The sequence below is a fragment of the Salinivibrio sp. PR6 genome (assembly GCF_001995955.1).
Lineage (GTDB): Bacteria > Pseudomonadota > Gammaproteobacteria > Enterobacterales > Vibrionaceae > Salinivibrio > Salinivibrio siamensis.
On record NZ_MUFA01000019.1, the window covers coordinates 1 to 17,213 of the forward strand.

Consider the following 17,213-nt stretch of genomic DNA (forward strand, 5'->3'; position numbering starts at 1 on the left):
ACTGTAAAAGTTGTCGTTTGGTCACTCAGTTCATCGAATAAATCTTTTTGTCTATTCTCAACGAGTGCCCACACAGATTGCATAGGTCAAATTGTTAAAGAGCGTGTTGACTGAGTGGTTGGCATTTCGTGACTTGCGTCTCGTTGCCCCGTCAACAGGAAGCGCAGTATAGAGATCTCAGTTTTTCCCGCAACCCCTAAACATAAAAAAAATGCGCCTTGCTACTCGTTTGTTCACAAAACAAACAAAAGTAGACAAAAGGCGCTTTTTTAGTTAGCAAGAACGGAAAGTGGCTGGTCTTCACCCGTTCTTATTTTCAATCACTCTTAGTGCGAATGCTGTTTTTCTTCCGCGCGTTCTTTAGCTCGGCAGTAACGTACAGAGCCCCACGCCATCAGCAGGAGTACAAAAGGTATCGCACCGGCTGTCCATTGTGCCCACGTATAATAGGCAAGTGTCTCTATGATGATGACATGGCCAAGGATCAATAAAGCCGCGCAGATTATCGCGACGACCATCATACTCAATTCTGATTTCATCCTTTTCCCCCTCAATGTTGTGTACGTGTTGAGTTTATCGAGGGAGACGCACGGTAGATTAGTACAGATAGTTCAGTATTCGGCTGTGACAGTTGAGTGCACAGATAAAGCTGAGATCGAGCTCGCAATCTGTGTGAGCCCCTCCAAGCTCTGACTATCATTGACCCCTTCGGCATTTTGCCTTCCCACAATCGAGACGTTCAGTCGAAAGCAGTGATTAAAGCGTCCGTCACTGGCAAATAGTGCACCCGGTGCGATTGTCACGCCATAAGGCCTGAGTGCTTGAAAGAGGTCGCGCGTATCGATGCCCTTATCGAGCATGATCCACAAAAAATAGCCGCCTGTAGGCTGACTCATCACCGTAGAGGGAGGTAAAAGTGCTTTTAGCCTTGTACGTATCACCTCATGGCGGGAAGACAATGTTTCGCGTAATCGCCGTAGGTGCGAGTCATACCCACCTTGCTTTAAATAATCGGCAATCGCCAATTGGTTAGGTGCGCCGACTGCCAAACTCGATACAGACTGGCGCTTCTCTATTTGCATCGCATAACAGCCTGCCGCTATCCAGCCAACCCGAAAACCCGGTGCGAGTTGTTTCGAAAACGAGCCACAGTGCAGCACACTACCCTGCGTATCGTAGGCTTTAAGCGGCATCGGCCTTGCCTCTGAGAAAAACAGCTCGCCATAGACATCATCCTCTATCAATGGCACTTGATACGCAGCGAGTATGCTGACCACATCTGGCCTGCGATGCGCTGGTATCGACGCGCCCGTGGGGTTATGGAAGTTGCTCATCAACCAACACGCACTGATCGAGTGGGACGCTAAGGCATGCTCCAGTGCATGGATATCGACCCCTGTTTCAGGATCAACTGCGACGGGAACGGCTTTAAGCTGTAAACGTTCGAGTGTCTGCAGCACCCCGTAGAACGCGGGGGCTTCAATAATCACCTTATCTCCTGGCTTCGTCACTGCCGCTAAAGACAGACTCAATGCCTCTATTGCCCCATTAGTAATAATGATTTCATCAATACTGACTTTAATTCCTTGGCGGAGATAACGCTGTGCAATCTGTCGACGTAAGCCGATATCGCCCGGCGGTAAAATCGTGAAGTGATCGGGATGAGAGGATTGACGCAGCACTCGCGCCATCGCGCGGCCAAGCGCTTGCATGGGAAATAACTGAGGATCAGGAAAAGCTGAACCAAATGGGTAGTACGCGCCTTTATGGCTAGCACTGATCACATCAAGCACATCCTGGTGGGTGTCGAGCCACTGAGATTGCGCTTGTGGTCGTGCCAATGCATCCACCGCGAGCTTGTTATAATGAGGCCGCACAAAAAAGCCAGAGCGCGGACGCGCCTCAACCCAACCATCGGCTTCTAATTGCTCATAAGCTCTCATTACCGTCATTGGGCTAACGTGTTGAAGCCGACTCATCTCCCTCACCGAAGGGATCCGATCACCGACTTGCCAAACACGCTGCTGAATTTGTGTTTCGATCCAGCTGGCAATGTCTCGATAACGCATTTGCACACTGCTACTCCCTGTTATTGCCCAGACGGCGATCATACCTTGGCAAGTAACAATTGGCGGGATGGAATGTAGCGGAGTGTGACCTGATCAGCGCTAATCCTTACCCACAACGAAAAAAGCCCCAGTCTTTTGACTGGGGCTTTTTTGGGATTTGGTGCCGAGAGAGGGACTTGAACCCTCACACCCGTTAAGGCGGCGGATTTTGAATCCGCTGCGTCTACCAATTCCGCCATCTCGGCAAGTGGGGGCAATTATACGTACCGACCTTTGGAGTGCAAGTAATAAAAATAAAAATCCGTTCGTTCGCACTATTTTTAACCAATTCAAGCCATTCAGCCACATTGGTGCTGGATTTGTCCCCAAAAGACATCGCAAAACCGAGGTATAAGCTTACTCACTGTCTGCCGGTCTATGCTAGGCTAGCACCGAATTGAGTACTGGGGTGTGAACAATCAAATGCAAACTTCTTCTATCGCTTGCCCAACCGCAGGCTTTTTCCGGCGTTTAGCCGCTTGGCTTTATGATCTCCTCGTCGTGGCGGCTTTGCTCATGCTCGCCGGAGGGGGAATGATGGCAATACTCGCCCTAGCACAAGTGCTAGGCATGTCGATTGCCCCTTACCAAGACATCAGTGATTTCTTAACCCATCACCCGATAGTCAATCCACTTTATACTGCGTATCTGGCCTGTGTCATCGGTGGTTTTTATGGCTACTTTTGGTGTAAAGCCGGACAAACGCTGGGCATGCGCGCGTGGCGGCTTAGGTTACAAAATACCGATGGCAGCAACATTCGTCCCACTCAAGCCATTATTCGTTTGGCCACTGCCTGCTTTGGCCTCGGGAATCTGGTTGTTCTTTTCGACATTAATAACCGTGCATTTCAAGACCACTTCGCCGAATGCGACATGATTGTGCTTCCCAAGCCCACTAAGAACAAAAAAGACTAATCACCGCTCTCGACTGGGCACCTGCTGCGTGCCCTCTCCTACCTATCGGCTCACCGTTATAAATTGATATAAGACAATAAATGGGTTGATTTCTACCTATTCATCAATCCGTTATTTTTTAGATTTTATTCATCACACGTAAAGCGACTGATTGACTAAATAATCAAAGCTCGCACATAAACTCATCATTAACTCAGCTTTCAGCACCGTAGAGGAAGCGAGCCCAACATCATTTAATCAATAAAAAACCAAGCCACACAAAAAGAGAAAATAATAACTACGCATAAATAATAACACCACATTCAGTTTTATGGAGAACACCTTTTTGGTGCTCCATTAACCACCTCTTCTTTTGTGAGATATCACTAAGAAGTGAAAAGGGAACCACTTTTACAATGAATGCAAAGCCATGTACCACGGCATAAGAATAATAAATAACGTGAAATTAACGGAATTACCTCAATACGTGTAGCGCACTATAGATGCTAATAAGAGGTATGAGGAGAAAGTATGAGTACTCACAGTGTTCCCGAAAAAAAAGGCTGGTTCTCGAACTTAAAGTTCCCGTCCGCCTATACCATTCTATTCATTCTTATCGCCGTCGTCGCCGCCCTGAGCTGGGTGGTGCCCGCCGGTCAGTATGAACGAGAGTATAATGAAGAGCTCGGTCGAGACGTTCCTATCTCAGGGACTTACGAACAGGTTGACAGTAACCCTCAAGGCATTGTCGATGTCCTGCTGGCTCCCATTGACGGTTTTTATAACCACCAAACGTATGAAGCGGCCGCCATTGATGTCTCGCTGTTCATTCTGATCATTGGTGGCTTTTTAGGGTTGGTCACCAAAACCGGTGCCATTGATGCGGGGATTGAACGCGTCACCAAGCGTCTAGAGGGACGCGAAGAGTGGATGATCCCCATTTTGATGGGCTTATTTGCCGCCGGGGGCACCATTTATGGCATGGCGGAAGAGTCCTTGCCTTTTTATACGCTACTTGTGCCTGTGATGATGGCTGCGCGCTTTGACCCTGTAGTCGCAGCGGCGACGGTACTGCTTGGGGCAGGGATAGGTACGTTAGGCTCAACCATCAACCCGTTCGCCACTGTGATTGCAGCCAATGCCGCAGGGATCCCTTTCACTGATGGTATCCTCCTGCGTCTTGCGATCTTAGTCATTGGCTGGCTTATTTGTGTTGTCTATGTCATGCGCTATGCGCGCAAAGTACAAGCCGATCAGAGCCAATCGATCGTTTATGACCAGTATGAAAGTAATAAAAAACACTTCCTGGGCGAGCACGACGACAACCAAAGCCTTGATTTTACGGCCACACGCAAAGTGATACTGACTATCTTTGCCGGCGCCTTTGCCGTGATGATATATGGTGTTTCATCTCTTGATTGGTGGATGGCAGAGATCTCAGCCGTCTTCCTGGGGGCTGCCATCATCATTGGCCTGATTGCACGCATGAGCGAAGAGGAAATCACCACCAGCTTCATTGATGGGGCGAGAGACCTACTCGGTGTGGCGCTAATCATCGGCATTGCCCGCGGGATCGTGGTGATTATGGATAAAGGCATGATTACCGACACCATCCTTAATAGTGCCGAGAGCTTAGTCAGCGGTTTGTCGTCTTTCGTCTTTATTAACGTGATGTATTGGCTGGAAGTGTTACTGTCATTCTTGGTGCCTTCTTCATCTGGCTTGGCAGTGCTCACCATGCCAATTATGGCGCCATTGGCCGACTTTGCTAACGTTGGGCGAGAATTGGTAGTAACGGCCTATCAATCGGCTTCGGGGCTCGTCAATCTCGTTACACCTACCTCCGGCGTGGTGATGGGTGGCTTGGCCATTGCCCGCGTGCCTTATGCGAAATGGATAAAATGGGTCGCGCCGTTGCTTGGCATTCTTACCATTATGATCATGGCCATGCTTAGCCTTGGCGTCATGTTATAACATCAGACATAAACTAAGCGTAGAGCGCATTGCTATCAAGCAGTGCGCTTTTTTATTTCTCTCACGTCCCCTGCTATAACAGCACACTTCCCTACCCCGTTCACACCTCTATTACATTATTAACACAAAGCGATTTAATACCGATCGTCATCACAAATAGAAACAAAAATCGCTCGGCATTTGTTAAATATAAATACCACTAAAGATAATCATTCATTTAATGCGCATAAGGTGAAATAAAAATAAAACATAAAAGGCATAAAAAATACATATGCACCGCTAAAAACCTAGCATTATAAAAATAATACCGCTAAGCACGCAATAAAAGTGACTAAGTATTAAAAAGCATTTTTTAATGCTGCCATAAATACCATTAACACAGAGTAAAAACCACGAAATAGAGGCAATGGTTTCAATGTGATCTAACTTCAAGTTCAACCGGCTCACGGCGTTAGAATAAATTTGTACCCAATAAAAAACCTGCACTTTTTATTTCCCTTCCGATAAAAAGCCAAGCAGAGATATACGGAGAAAGAAAGATGAACAACTTCTATGTCGGCTCTGAAATTGGTCAATTACGCACCGTGATGTTGCACCGCCCCGAGCGTGCTTTAACCCACCTCACCCCCTCGAACTGTCATGACTTACTTTTCGACGATGTTCTGTCAGTTGAACGTGCGGGTGAAGAGCATGACAAATTCGCTCAAACACTGCGCGATCAGGGCGTTGAGGTGCTATTGCTGCAAAACCTGCTTGCCGAGACGCTGGATGTACCCGAAGCCAAAGCCTGGCTAATGAACCTTAAGATCTCGGACTATACCTTTGGTCCGTCATTTGCGAACGATATTCGCTGCTATCTCAATGATCTCCCTCACCACGAGCTCGCATCAATGTTCTTAGGAGGGCTGGCGTACTCCGAGCTACCGATTACCACGACCTCCATGTTACAAGCGATGCATGCCCCATCGGACTTTATCATTGACCCCCTGCCTAACCACTTATTCACACGTGATACCTCGTGCTGGTTATATGGTGGTGTGTCGATTAACCCCATGGCCAAACCGGCGCGTAAGCGTGAAACAAACCACTTGCGTGCGATCTACAAATGGCATCCTCGCTTTGCGAACGGCGACTTTATTACCTACTTTGGTGCACAAAACATCGACTACGACAATGCCACCATTGAAGGCGGCGATGTCACTGTCCTAGGGAAAGGCGTGGTATTGATTGGCATGTCTGAACGCACCACGCCACAAGGGGTGGAAAACCTCGCGTCCAGCCTGTTCAAACATGGACAAGCCAAGCAAGTAATTGCCATGGAGCTGCCAAAACATCGCTCTTGCATGCACCTAGATACCGTGATGACCCATATGCGTGAAGATACTTTCTCGGTGTACCCCGAAGTGATTCGCAAAGACATCAAATGCTGGAGTCTGACCGGTGACCGTAGCGGCCATCTCAATGTACGCGAAGAAGATTACTTCCTCACCGCCATCGAAAAAGCCCTCGATGTCGGCCCACTGAACCTGATCACTACCGGCGGCGATAGCTTCGAAGCGGAACGTGAACAGTGGAATGACGCCAACAATGTCTTGACCGTCCGCCCAGGTGTCGTCGTCGGCTACGAGCGTAACACTTATACCAATGAGAAATACGACAAAGCTGGGATCACTGTTCTATCCATTCCGGGTGATGAGCTGGGTCGCGGCCGCGGTGGCGCACGCTGCATGAGCTGCCCGATTCATCGTGATGGCATTTAATCCCCGAGCGGGCTGGGCACCTGGCTCAGCCCCCACCGACTGTAGAGAGTAAGACTATGAAAAAACCCACTGTCGTCGTGGCACTCGGAGGCAACGCCCTGCTTCGTCGAGGCGAACCTTTAGAAGCCGACATTCAACGTGCCAATATCGCCAAAGCGGCCAGAACCATTGCGGCTATCGGCGAACAATACAACGTGGTGCTCGTCCACGGTAATGGCCCTCAAGTTGGTTTACTGGCCCTGCAGGGGCTCGAATACAAATCCGTGACACCTTATCCTTTGGACGTGCTAGGTTCAGAAACCCAAGGCATGATTGGCTATATGCTGATGCAAGAGTTGCATAACTTAGCGCCAGACCAACACGTGTCTTGCATGCTGACCCAGATGACGGTCGATCCTGACGATCCTGCGTTTGCGAATCCCACCAAGCCAATAGGCCCGGTATATGACCAACAAGAGGCCGCCCAATTGGCCGAAAAGTATGGCTGGGATATTAAACCGGACGGCCAATATTATCGCCGTGTTGTGCCCAGCCCACAACCTACTGGGATTGTCGAAGACGACGCTATCGCAAGCCTCATCGACCAAGGGCACTTAGTGATTTGTACGGGAGGGGGCGGTATCCCTGTGATCCAAGAAGGGACCCAGCTAAAAGGCATCGAGGCTGTCATTGATAAAGACATGTCTGCCGCCTTCCTCGCCCGTCAAATCAATGCCGATGCGCTGCTTATTTTGACCGATGCCGAAGCGGTTTACCTCGATTATGGTGAGCCAAGTCAACGCGCACTTGCCGACACAACACCCGATGATCTCAGCCAATATACCTTCGATGCTGGCTCTATGGGGCCAAAAATCGATGCCTCGTGCGAGTTTATTCGCCAAGGCGGCAAGCTAGTAGGTATTGGCGCCCTCGAAGATGGCCTTGCTATCTTGGCAGGCCAAGCTGGCACACGTATTCGTCCACACTCAGTCAATAACAACAATATTTCTCACGGCCAGCCTACCCCTGCACAGGCCTGAGACCAATAACAAAGAGGATTGCCCACTATGGCTTTTAACCTACGCAACCGTAACTTCCTAAAATTACTGGACTTCACTCCTCGTGAGATCCAACACTTTATCGATATGGCCATTGAGCTGAAAAAAGCGAAATACAATGGCTACGAAACGCCCCGTCTAAAAGGCAAAAACATCGCCCTTATCTTTGAAAAAGCGTCAACACGCACCCGCTGTGCCTTTGAAACCGCTGTTTTTGATCAAGGCGGCCAAGTGAGCTACATCGGCCCAACGGGGTCACAAATTGGCCATAAGGAGTCGATGAAGGACACCGCACGCGTATTGGGTCGGATGTATGACGGCATTGAATACCGCGGCTTTGGCCAAGACATTGTGGAAGAGCTGGGTGAGTTCGCAGGGGTACCTGTCTGGAATGGATTAACCACAGAGTTCCACCCCACCCAAATTTTAGCGGACTTGATGACCATGCTCGAGCATGGACGCGGCAAGCAACTGCACGAAATGCGCTTTGCTTACTTAGGCGATGCCCGAAACAACATGGGGAACTCTCTGATGGTGGGTGCCGCTAAAATGGGGATGGACATCCGCTTAGTGGCTCCGAAAGCATTCTGGCCAGAAGAAGAGCTAGTCGCACAGTGTCGTGCTATCGCCGAAAAAACCGGCGCACGCATTACGCTGACCGAAGAGGTACAAGAAGGCGTGAAAGATTGTGACTTCTTGTATACCGACGTCTGGGTGTCGATGGGTGAGTCTAAAGAAGCGTGGGATGAACGCGTTGCGCTCATGAAGCCCTATCAAGTCAATATGGATGTCGTGAAAGCCACTGGCACCCCGCACGTGAAATTCATGCACTGTCTTCCTGCCTTCCACAATAACGAAACCACAGTGGGGGCAGAAATCGAAGAAAAGTATGGGTTAAAAGGCCTAGAAGTCACAGAAGATGTGTTTGAGTCAGACTGCTCAATTGTGTTTGATGAAGCAGAAAACCGTCTCCACACCATCAAAGCGGTGATGGTCGCCACCCTTGGCGATTAACGCCACCTGAGCGAGGGCGCCGAGTGGCGCCCTACTTCTCAATATTGACACCACCCAGTGACACCCATCAAAGTTTCATTTAAAAGCAACTGATAGCATATGCGATTGAATCACGCATTATTAGCTTTATGCGCTGATATTGACGTGAAATGCCGTTTATTATAAGGGGTTGCCCGTGGTTAATGATGCAATTCTATCGGTAGAAACGACCACTCCGGAGGACGATATCCTCTCTGCGTGTCGACACCTGCTGCAAACGCAAAGCTTTACCACCCAAGATGCCGTTCGCCAGCAATTGGTTCAACTCGGCTATCTTGATGTCAGCCAGTCGACCGTTTCACGCCTATTATCCAAGCTCGGGGTCGCCAAAGTACCCAATGCGCATGGGCAAAAAGTCTACGCACTTAGCGGAGACATGGAGCCTGTCTACGCGGTGTCTTCTGTCGGCTCACAAATCGATGACATCACCTGTAGCCAAGCCATGGTGGTAGTGAAAACCCACCCAGGCGGCGCCCAGTTGATCGCTCGCTTACTCGACTTGCACCGACACCCTTTGATCTTAGGAACGGTAGGCGGGAACGATACTGTCCTGGTCGCACCACGCCAGCTCAATGAGCTTGCCGCCTGCGAGCAAGTGGTTCGAGACCGCCTTGCCCCTGAGTAAACGGCTTTACGTGGCAAGCTAACCGTTGCAGACTATAGGTGTCGCTTTTTATAACAAAGGAACAGACAATGACCCAAGTACTGCAAACCGAGCAGGCGCCAGAAGCTATCGGTCCGTATTCGCAAGGCGTTGACCTTGGCAACATGGTGCTGACCTCAGGCCAAATTCCCGTCAACCCAGTGACTGGCCAGATCTCTCCTGAAATCACCGCACAAACACGTCAGTCTCTCGACAACGTCAAAGCGGTGGTAGAAGCTGCTGGGCTTAAAGTGAATGATATTGTTAAGCTCACCGTGTTTGTCAAAAACATGGAAGACTTTGCGGATGTCAACAAAGTGTATGGTGCGTTCTTTGATGAACACGGTGTGGAAAACTACCCTGCTCGTTCATGCGTTGAGGTCGCACGCCTGCCCAAAGACGTTGATATCGAAATTGAAGCGATTGCGGTGCGCCAAGCCTAATTGGTAAGCGACGGCAACGAAAAGCTATTTCAGCGAAAAGCTAATTCCAGCGAAGAGCTAATTCCAGCGAAGAGCTAATGCAAAAGCGGCGCCTCTAGGCGCCGCTTTTTTATGTCGTGATGGCATAGCGCACACTTATCAACCGCGCGCCATCACATCGATACGTGATAAAACGTCAGCAAACCAAGCGGTGAAGCGCTCGGGGGCGTCCACCATCGCCTGCTTGACTTCATCTTCAGACCACCAGCGGCAGTCTGCTACCTCATCTGGGTTAGGGATCATGTCGACATGGTTGACTTCACAGGCGATGACTTGATCTAATTCATGCTCTATCAACCCGTTATCCAGCTCGGCACGGTATTCAAACCAAGGTCCCATGGTAAAATCAAGCGGGCGCGCTATCCCTAACTCTTCATACAGGCGCCGTTTTGCCGCCGCCGCAACCGGCTCATCTTGTTTGGGGTGCGAGCAGCATGTATTGGTCCACAATCCACCACTATGATACTTATCGAACGCGCGACGCTGTAGCAAGTACTCACGCTCACCCAGCTCATTGCAACGAAACAACATCACTGAGAAGGCCATGTGCAGCCATCCTTGCTGATGGGCCTCCAACTTTTCAGCGATCCCTTGAGGTTCACCGCTCGGTGAGACCAAAACCACATGGTGGCGCTGGGTTGAAGTCATAAACCTATCCTCAATTAGCGAACGCCTTGATTGCGCTCCGCCACTTCTGCATCAAGTTGTTCGAGCTTGCTTTTCATCACCTGGTGGCAATGCTTCGCGAGGTCACGGACATTGTCTTTATCGTAGCCTGTTGACGAAATTGGCGCCATCACTTCAACAATCACATGGCCGTTGTTCCAGCGGTTCGCTTTTAGGTGGTGCGTGGAGCTACATACAATGGGAATCAAGGGGACGTTCGCACCGATCGCCGCATGAAATGCGCCGGTTTTAAAGGGCAATAATCCGCGCCCGCGTGAACGTGTTCCTTCGGGAAATAACCATACGCTCAATTGTTTGGCTCGGATTTTCTCTGTGACCTGCGCAATGGTTCCCATGGCTTTACTGCGATTGGCACGATCAATCAATACATTGCCCGTGAGCCAATAGAGCTGACCAAAAATGGGGATCCATAACAGGCTTTTCTTACCCACGGTGACCGCGCCAGGCATCAACGCATTCGATAAGGTTACCATATCCCAATTGCTTTGGTGGTTGGCGATACACACGCTAGCGCCAGGCTCACGAGGTGCCCCTTCTGCGAAGCGCAGTTCAAGGCTAATCCCGAACAAACCAGAGAGGCGTCCAAACCACTTACTGATATGGTAGCAATTACGAGGGTTGCGAGGGCTTAACAAGCAATACAAACCACCAAAAACAAACAGCAAAACAGCGACAATCAATAAAGCCAGCAGTCGCACGACAAAAATCATTTCTCTCTCCAAAGAGCAGGCGTGAAAGGCGAGTCAGTATACCGATTCAGCGCAAAAATGCACCCACACCGCCCCTAGGTTCAGGGGCGGTAGCAACTTAGTGCTCGGGCAGGATTTCGATTTGATCGACGCGCTGGAGACCACGCGGCAGCATACTGCCTCGTCGACCTCGCTCGCCACGATAATGAGTGAGATCATCCGGTTTTAAGGTCAGTTTGCGCTTCCCAGCGTGCAAGGTCACCCCGGCATTGGCTGGCACCACATACAGTTGGCTTAACACCTCTTCACGTGACTTGGCGCGTGCGCCAGGAATATTAATGATCTTATTCCCTTTCCCTTTACTCAGTTGCGGAAGCTCATGGACCGGGAACACCAACATGCGGCCTTCATTGGAAATCGCGACAATCAAATCGCTTTCCAAATCACCCACCTGGCGCGGTGGCATCACTTCGGCTTGATCTGGAACCGTCAATAAGGCTTTACCGCTGCGGTTTTTGGAGAGCATATCCGCTTGCTTGCACACAAAACCATAACCGGCGTCCGAGGCCACCAAGGTGAGCTGCCCCTCATCCGCCATTAATACATGACGAATAGACGAGCCTGGGGTGATATTAATTCGCCCGGTAATCGGCTCACCTTGGCTGCGCGCGGATGGCAAGGTGTGCGACTCTATTGCATAGCTGCGACCATCAGACCCCAGGAAAACCGCGGGTTGGTTACTTTTGCCCGGTGCCGCGTCGAGGAACTTGTCGCCTGCTTTGTAATTAAGGCCAGTGGCATCCACATCATGCCCTTTGGCATGGCGGATCCACCCTTTATCTGAGAGCACCACAGTGATGGGTTCGCTGGGGACCAAATCACGCTCAGTTAACGCTTTGGCCTCCGCTCGCTCAACCAGCGGGGAACGGCGGTCGTCCCCGTATTTTTCCGCATCCGCGAGGATTTCTTTTTTGATTAAGGTATTCAAGCGACGATCGGAGCCAAGCAGTTTCTCGAGCTTATCGCGCTCTTTGCTCAATTCATCTTGCTCACCACGGATCTTGATTTCCTCAAGCTTGGCTAACTGGCGTAATTTGATCTCAAGGATCGCTTCTGCCTGTTTCTCGCTCAAACCAAAACGTGCAATCAGCTCGGCTTTTGGCTCATCCTCACTGCGGATGATCTCAATCACCTCGTCAATGTTTAGGTAAGCGGCCAGTAAGCCTTCTAGAATATGCAGGCGGGCGAGGACTTTTTCTAACCGGTGCTCAAGGCGGCGTCTCACCGTCTGGCGGCGGAACGTTAACCACTCAGATAAAATGCCATGTAACCCCTTAACTTGTGGGCGTCCATCCAGGCCAATCATATTAAGGTTAACGCGGTAGTTCTTCTCTAGATCGGTCGAGGCGAACAAGTGATCCATCAGTTGATCACAATCGACACGGTTAGAGCGCGGCACAATCACAATCCGGGTGGGGTTTTCATGATCCGACTCATCACGGAGATCGTCTACCATCGGCAGCTTTTTCGCCCGCATTTGATTGGCGATTTGCTCTAGCAGCTTAGCGCCCGATACTTGATGAGGCAGCGCAGTAATCACAATTTCATTGCTTTCTTTATGCCAAAGCGCGCGCATTTTGATAGAGCCCCGTCCGCTAGCATAGAGCTTTTTCAAATCTGACTTCGGCGTGATCACTTCCGCTTCGGTAGGGTAGTCAGGTCCCTGTACATGCTCCAGTACACCGTCTAAGTCCAAGCTCGGCTTATCGATCATTGCGGCCAAGGCGTTGGCAAGCTCACGCGCATTGTGTGGCGGAATATCCGTTGCCATCCCTACCGCAATCCCGGTGATCCCATTGAGGAGAATATGCGGTAAGCGTGCCGGCAGGGTTTTAGGCTCTTTCATGGTGCCATCAAAATTAGGCCCCCATTCAACCGTCCCTTGCCCGAGTTCTTGCAGCAACACTTCAGAGAAACGCGATAAGCGTGATTCCGTGTAACGCATCGCCGCAAACGATTTAGGATCGTCAGGCGCGCCCCAGTTACCCTGACCATCCACCAGCGGATAACGATAGGAAAACGGCTGAGCCATCAATACCATGGCCTCGTAACACGCCGAGTCGCCATGAGGATGGTATTTACCCAGTACATCCCCGACAGTACGCGCCGATTTTTTATATTTTGCCGTGGCGGATAGCCCCAGCTCTGACATCGCGTAAATGATCCGGCGCTGCACTGGCTTTAAGCCATCGCCGATAAACGGCAGTGCGCGATCCATGATGACGTACATCGAGTAATTGAGGTATGCGTCCTCAGTGAACTGGCGCAGAGCAAGTTGCTCTACCCCATCATAAGTCACCTCTGTCATGCGAATAAGATCCCGTTATAGTGATTTAGATATCGATAAGCTCGGCCATATCGCCTTTTTGCTGCAGCCAATGGCGGCGATCCTCTGCCCGTTTTTTACCCAGCAGCATATCCATCAGTTGCTGCGTCTGCTCATCATCATCAATAGTGAGCTGAACCAGGCGACGAGTATTGGGATCCATGGTGGTTTCACGCAGCTGTAACGGGTTCATTTCCCCCAAACCTTTAAAGCGTTGCACATTGATTTTGCCGCGTTTATTGCTCAAACGCTCAAGGATCCCTGCTTTTTCATCTTCATCCAAGGCATAAAAGACCTCCTTGCCACAATCGATGCGGTAAAGCGGCGGCATTGCCACATACACATGGCCAGCCTGAACCAAGGCTCTAAAGTGTTGCATAAAGAGTGCACATAGCAAGGTCGCAATATGTAAGCCATCGGAGTCCGCATCGGCGAGGATGCAGATTTTATCGTAACGAAGATTACCCAAGTCCCCAGAATCAGGGTCAATACCCAGCGCCACAGAGATATCATGTACTTCTTGGGAGGCCAATACTTGGTCTGCGGAGACTTCCCATGTATTGAGGATCTTGCCTCGAAGCGGCATCACCGCTTGAAATTCGCGATCCCGAGCCTGCTTAGCTGAGCCACCCGCTGAGTCCCCCTCGACCAAAAATAGCTCGGTACGACTTGAATCTTGCATCGCACAGTCAGTGAGTTTGCCGGGTAGCGCTGGGCCTGATGCCACTTTCTTACGCACCACCTTCTTCGCGGCACGCATGCGGCGATGGGCACTGGCAATACACACTTCCGCCAAACGCTCAGCAAGGTGTGGGCGCTCGTTCAGCCACAGGCTAAAGGCATCTTTGACCACCCCAGACACAAACGCCGCACATTGGCGAGAGGACAAGCGCTCTTTGGTTTGCCCCGCAAACTGTGGGTCTTGAATCTTAACCGACAGCACGTACGCACAGCGCTCCCAAATATCATCGGCGGTCAGCTTTACGCCGCGAGGGAGAAGGTTACGGAACTCACAGAATTCGCGCATCGCTTCCAGCATCCCTTGGCGCAAGCCATTTACATGCGTGCCACCTTGTGCCGTTGGGATCAGGTTGACATAGCTTTCTGTCGTTAGCTCGCCCCCTTCTGGCAACCAAATAACCGCCCAATCCGCGGCTTCGGTCTGGCCACTGAATTCGCCGATAAAAGGTGTTTCCGGCAGAACTTCATAGCCTTTGACACTGTCAGCGAGGTAGTCTTTCAACCCATCCTGGTAACACCAGGATGTGGTCTCATCGGTGTTTTTATCAGTGAGATTGACCGTCAATCCCGGGCACAGCACTGCCTTGGCTTTTAAGATGGTTTTAAGACGGGCCAGTGAAAACTTGTCAGAATCAAAAAATTGGCCATCTGGCCAAAAGTGAACGCGCGTGCCACGGTTGCGACGACCACAAGTGCCCGTTACGGTTAAATCTTGTACTTTGTCGCCGTTTTCAAAGGCAATATCATACACTTGACCATCGCGTTTAACGGTAATCTCTACCCGATGAGACAGCGCATTCACTACGGAGATACCCACCCCGTGTAAACCACCGCTAAATTGGTAGCTTTTGTTGGAGAACTTACCGCCCGCATGCAGTTTGCATAAAATCAGCTCAACCCCAGAGACGCCCTCTTCGGGGTGAATATCAACCGGCATACCACGACCATCATCAATCACTTCCAGTGATTGGTCGGCATGGAGAATCACATCAATCTTGCTGGCATGGCCGGCTAACGCTTCATCGACACTGTTATCGATGACTTCCTGCCCAAGATGGTTAGGGCGACTGGTATCTGTGTACATACCGGGGCGTCGGCGCACGGGCTCGAGCCCATTGAGGACTTCTATCGATCCTGCGTTATAGTTTTGTTCTGTCATAATCGATTGGCTTAATAAATGTGATGACATGGTCAGCAAGGGGGATCCGCTTGTCAAGCGCGGCGCCAGATTGCCACAAGTTTCTGTGAGCTGCTATCCGTCTGCTGTGACGTAGCGGCTAAGATAGCACGAGCTTGCGTCTGTGTGCCTCTGTTTCAATGCCTCTAGCCTGATGGCGCGCTAGATACCAAGAAATTGGAGAATATCCCCACAGTAACGTTCAAAGCCGACAAAGCTATGATCGCCTCCCGGCTCAACCGTTTGTTGACTGGCACTGAATTTTGCCACTGCTTGGCGATAGTCCAGCACTTCATCACCTTCCTGTTGCAATAACCAAAATTGCTCAGGATGAGATAAGACCGGCACATCAATCTCACGCAAGGCGTTGATATCGGCAGCCTCGAGGGTGTAGCGTTCTTGGGTGTAAGGATTAACCTGTTCCCCAACATAATCTTGCAAGAGTTCGTAAGGGCGAACCGCGGGGTTAACCAGTACAGCGGGCAGTTGATAACGCTCACTCAGCCAGGTGGCTAAAAAGCCTCCTAAAGAACTTCCCACCAAACCCAACTGATGGGGTTCGCTAAAGCGCGTGATCAGTTCATTCAGTAACTGCACGGTGGGCTCAGGGTGACTGGGCAGTTGTGGCACCAACACCTCAATATCAGGACGATGCTGGGCGCAATAGTCTTGCATCTGTCTCGCCTTTAACGATTGCGGCGAGCTGTTGAAGCCATGAAGATAAAGCAACGCTGATGGCATGATTAATATCCGCTGGAGTCGAAGTCTGGCCGAAAGTGCTGACCGGTTACACGCGCCACTTGCGTTTCGACGCGCCCGTCGGCATACAGCTCAAGCCAGCGCCAACCTGGATTTTGGTTATCGAGCGCAAAGTCGTGTGAGTCTGGCATAAACTGGATACAGGTGGAGGGCGCCGCCATCACACGCGCACCTTGATAACGCACATCCAAGGCCTGATGAATATGCCCACACACAACAATTTTCGCTTGAGGATGACGCGCCATCACTTGCCAGAATGCCTCTCGGTTAGCCAATTTATGCTGATCCAACCAAGTGCTTCCTGCATCCAACGGATGGTGGTGCAGCAACACCAACGCATGGCGCTCAGGATGCGCGCTTAAGTGTGTATCCAAAAGGTTCAGTTGCGCTTGTGATAATTCGCCGTGCGGTACACCAGCCACCTGACTGTCGAGCAGCACCATTTGCCAATGCTCCCCCAACAGAACTTGCGAGCAAGAACGAAGGGTATTTGACTGTAATACCGCGCTCATTTCTGGCTGATAATCATGATTACCCGGTAGCCAAAAGCAAGGCTGTGACCACCGGGCGATACCGTCGACAAAACGGCGATACGATAAAGCGGAGTGATCTTGAGACAGATCCCCCGTGGCAATAATGGCGTCGAAAGTCGGGTCAGTGGCACTGATGGCATCCAGCACCGCATGGTAGCTGCGAAGTGTATTAATACCCAGCAAGCTACCCTGCTCACTCGCGAACAGGTGTGTGTCGGTGATTTGCAAAAGACGAATACAATCGCCGTCGGCGTTATCTATCTGGCAAGACTGCAACGTTGAAAATACCT

Annotated in this window: 15 protein-coding genes and 1 tRNA gene; 7 read left to right on the plus strand and 9 right to left on the minus strand. The window is 50.6% G+C overall.

Annotated elements, in window-relative coordinates; translation table 11 throughout:
- Positions 1-326: 326 nt before the first annotated feature.
- From BZG72_RS13320 to BZG72_RS13330, 3 genes are all read right to left on the minus strand, one after another.
- Positions 327-539, minus strand: coding sequence for a hypothetical protein (locus tag BZG72_RS13320; protein WP_046074225.1), 213 nt, complete (start codon positions 537-539; stop codon positions 327-329).
- A gap of 72 nt (positions 540-611) precedes the next feature.
- Entirely contained in the window at positions 612-2,069 is a 1,458-nt protein-coding gene (locus BZG72_RS13325) for an aminotransferase-like domain-containing protein (RefSeq protein ID WP_227486529.1), read from the minus strand.
- A 158-nt stretch (positions 2,070-2,227) separates the two neighbouring features.
- Positions 2,228-2,314: transfer RNA gene (locus BZG72_RS13330), tRNA-Leu, on the minus strand.
- 217 nt (positions 2,315-2,531) lie between these two features.
- Between BZG72_RS13330 and BZG72_RS13335 the strand changes: the two genes are divergently transcribed.
- The 7 genes from BZG72_RS13335 to BZG72_RS13370 all read left to right on the plus strand — a co-directional run bounded on the left by BZG72_RS13335 (position 2,532) and on the right by BZG72_RS13370 (position 9,912).
- Complete coding sequence (locus BZG72_RS13335; RefSeq protein ID WP_077578849.1) at positions 2,532-3,023, plus strand: RDD family protein; 492 nt, start codon at positions 2,532-2,534, stop codon at positions 3,021-3,023.
- A gap of 510 nt (positions 3,024-3,533) precedes the next feature.
- On the plus strand, positions 3,534-4,976 hold the full coding sequence (locus BZG72_RS13340; RefSeq protein ID WP_046074226.1) for a YfcC family protein: 1,443 nt from the start codon (positions 3,534-3,536) through the stop codon (positions 4,974-4,976).
- Positions 4,977-5,515: 539 nt separating this feature from the next.
- Complete coding sequence (gene arcA, locus BZG72_RS13350; protein ID WP_046074228.1) at positions 5,516-6,736, plus strand: arginine deiminase; 1,221 nt, start codon at positions 5,516-5,518, stop codon at positions 6,734-6,736.
- 56 nt (positions 6,737-6,792) lie between these two features.
- Positions 6,793-7,755: a carbamate kinase gene (arcC, locus tag BZG72_RS13355; RefSeq protein ID WP_077667007.1), complete on the plus strand. Its 963-nt coding sequence runs from the start codon at positions 6,793-6,795 to the stop codon at positions 7,753-7,755.
- 27 nt (positions 7,756-7,782) lie between these two features.
- Positions 7,783-8,787: an ornithine carbamoyltransferase gene (gene argF, locus BZG72_RS13360; RefSeq protein WP_077667008.1), complete on the plus strand. Its 1,005-nt coding sequence runs from the start codon at positions 7,783-7,785 to the stop codon at positions 8,785-8,787.
- Between the two features lie 175 nt (positions 8,788-8,962).
- Positions 8,963-9,451: an arginine repressor gene (locus tag BZG72_RS13365; RefSeq protein ID WP_046074231.1), complete on the plus strand. Its 489-nt coding sequence runs from the start codon at positions 8,963-8,965 to the stop codon at positions 9,449-9,451.
- A 68-nt stretch (positions 9,452-9,519) separates the two neighbouring features.
- Positions 9,520-9,912 carry a RidA family protein gene (locus BZG72_RS13370; RefSeq protein ID WP_046074232.1) on the plus strand — a complete coding sequence of 131 codons (393 nt, stop codon included), beginning with the start codon at positions 9,520-9,522 and terminating at the stop codon, positions 9,910-9,912.
- Between the two features lie 138 nt (positions 9,913-10,050).
- On the opposite strand, the gene idi is transcribed toward BZG72_RS13370, so the two are convergent.
- The 6 genes from idi to cpdA form a co-directional block, all read right to left on the minus strand.
- Positions 10,051-10,599, minus strand: coding sequence for an isopentenyl-diphosphate Delta-isomerase (gene idi / locus BZG72_RS13375; protein WP_077578773.1), 549 nt, complete (start codon positions 10,597-10,599; stop codon positions 10,051-10,053).
- Positions 10,600-10,613: 14 nt separating this feature from the next.
- The gene (locus BZG72_RS13380) at positions 10,614-11,348 is read right to left on the minus strand and encodes a 1-acylglycerol-3-phosphate O-acyltransferase (RefSeq protein WP_046074234.1); all 735 of its coding nucleotides are present in this window, start codon (positions 11,346-11,348) and stop codon (positions 10,614-10,616) included.
- A gap of 97 nt (positions 11,349-11,445) precedes the next feature.
- On the minus strand, positions 11,446-13,695 hold the full coding sequence (parC, locus tag BZG72_RS13385) for a DNA topoisomerase IV subunit A (protein WP_077606367.1): 2,250 nt from the start codon (positions 13,693-13,695) through the stop codon (positions 11,446-11,448).
- A gap of 25 nt (positions 13,696-13,720) precedes the next feature.
- Positions 13,721-15,613, minus strand: a complete 1,893-nt coding sequence (gene parE, locus BZG72_RS13390) for a DNA topoisomerase IV subunit B (RefSeq protein WP_077578850.1) — start codon at positions 15,611-15,613, stop codon at positions 13,721-13,723.
- Between the two features lie 180 nt (positions 15,614-15,793).
- The gene (gene yqiA, locus BZG72_RS13395; RefSeq protein WP_338013104.1) at positions 15,794-16,381 is read right to left on the minus strand and encodes an esterase YqiA; all 588 of its coding nucleotides are present in this window, start codon (positions 16,379-16,381) and stop codon (positions 15,794-15,796) included.
- On the minus strand, positions 16,375-17,199 hold the full coding sequence (cpdA, locus tag BZG72_RS13400) for a 3',5'-cyclic-AMP phosphodiesterase (protein ID WP_077578776.1): 825 nt from the start codon (positions 17,197-17,199) through the stop codon (positions 16,375-16,377). Before cpdA ends, yqiA begins: the two co-directional genes overlap by 7 nt.
- Positions 17,200-17,213: the final 14 nt, after the last annotated feature.

What these genes read in the sequence shown, in the direction of transcription:
- BZG72_RS13320 (WP_046074225.1), bottom strand. Translation starts at nt 539, where the DNA reads ATGAAATCAGAATTGAGTATGATGGTCGTCGCGATAATCTGCGCGGCT.
- BZG72_RS13325 (WP_227486529.1), bottom strand. Translation starts at nt 2,069, where the DNA reads ATGCGTTATCGAGACATTGCCAGCTGGATCGAAACACAAATTCAGCAG.
- BZG72_RS13335 (WP_077578849.1), top strand. Translation starts at nt 2,532, where the DNA reads ATGCAAACTTCTTCTATCGCTTGCCCAACCGCAGGCTTTTTCCGGCGT.
- BZG72_RS13340 (WP_046074226.1), top strand. Translation starts at nt 3,534, where the DNA reads ATGAGTACTCACAGTGTTCCCGAAAAAAAAGGCTGGTTCTCGAACTTA.
- arcA (WP_046074228.1), top strand. Translation starts at nt 5,516, where the DNA reads ATGAACAACTTCTATGTCGGCTCTGAAATTGGTCAATTACGCACCGTG.
- arcC (WP_077667007.1), top strand. Translation starts at nt 6,793, where the DNA reads ATGAAAAAACCCACTGTCGTCGTGGCACTCGGAGGCAACGCCCTGCTT.
- argF (WP_077667008.1), top strand. Translation starts at nt 7,783, where the DNA reads ATGGCTTTTAACCTACGCAACCGTAACTTCCTAAAATTACTGGACTTC.
- BZG72_RS13370 (WP_046074232.1), top strand. Translation starts at nt 9,520, where the DNA reads ATGACCCAAGTACTGCAAACCGAGCAGGCGCCAGAAGCTATCGGTCCG.
- idi (WP_077578773.1), bottom strand. Translation starts at nt 10,599, where the DNA reads ATGACTTCAACCCAGCGCCACCATGTGGTTTTGGTCTCACCGAGCGGT.
- BZG72_RS13380 (WP_046074234.1), bottom strand. Translation starts at nt 11,348, where the DNA reads ATGATTTTTGTCGTGCGACTGCTGGCTTTATTGATTGTCGCTGTTTTG.
- parC (WP_077606367.1), bottom strand. Translation starts at nt 13,695, where the DNA reads ATGACAGAGGTGACTTATGATGGGGTAGAGCAACTTGCTCTGCGCCAG.
- parE (WP_077578850.1), bottom strand. Translation starts at nt 15,613, where the DNA reads ATGACAGAACAAAACTATAACGCAGGATCGATAGAAGTCCTCAATGGG.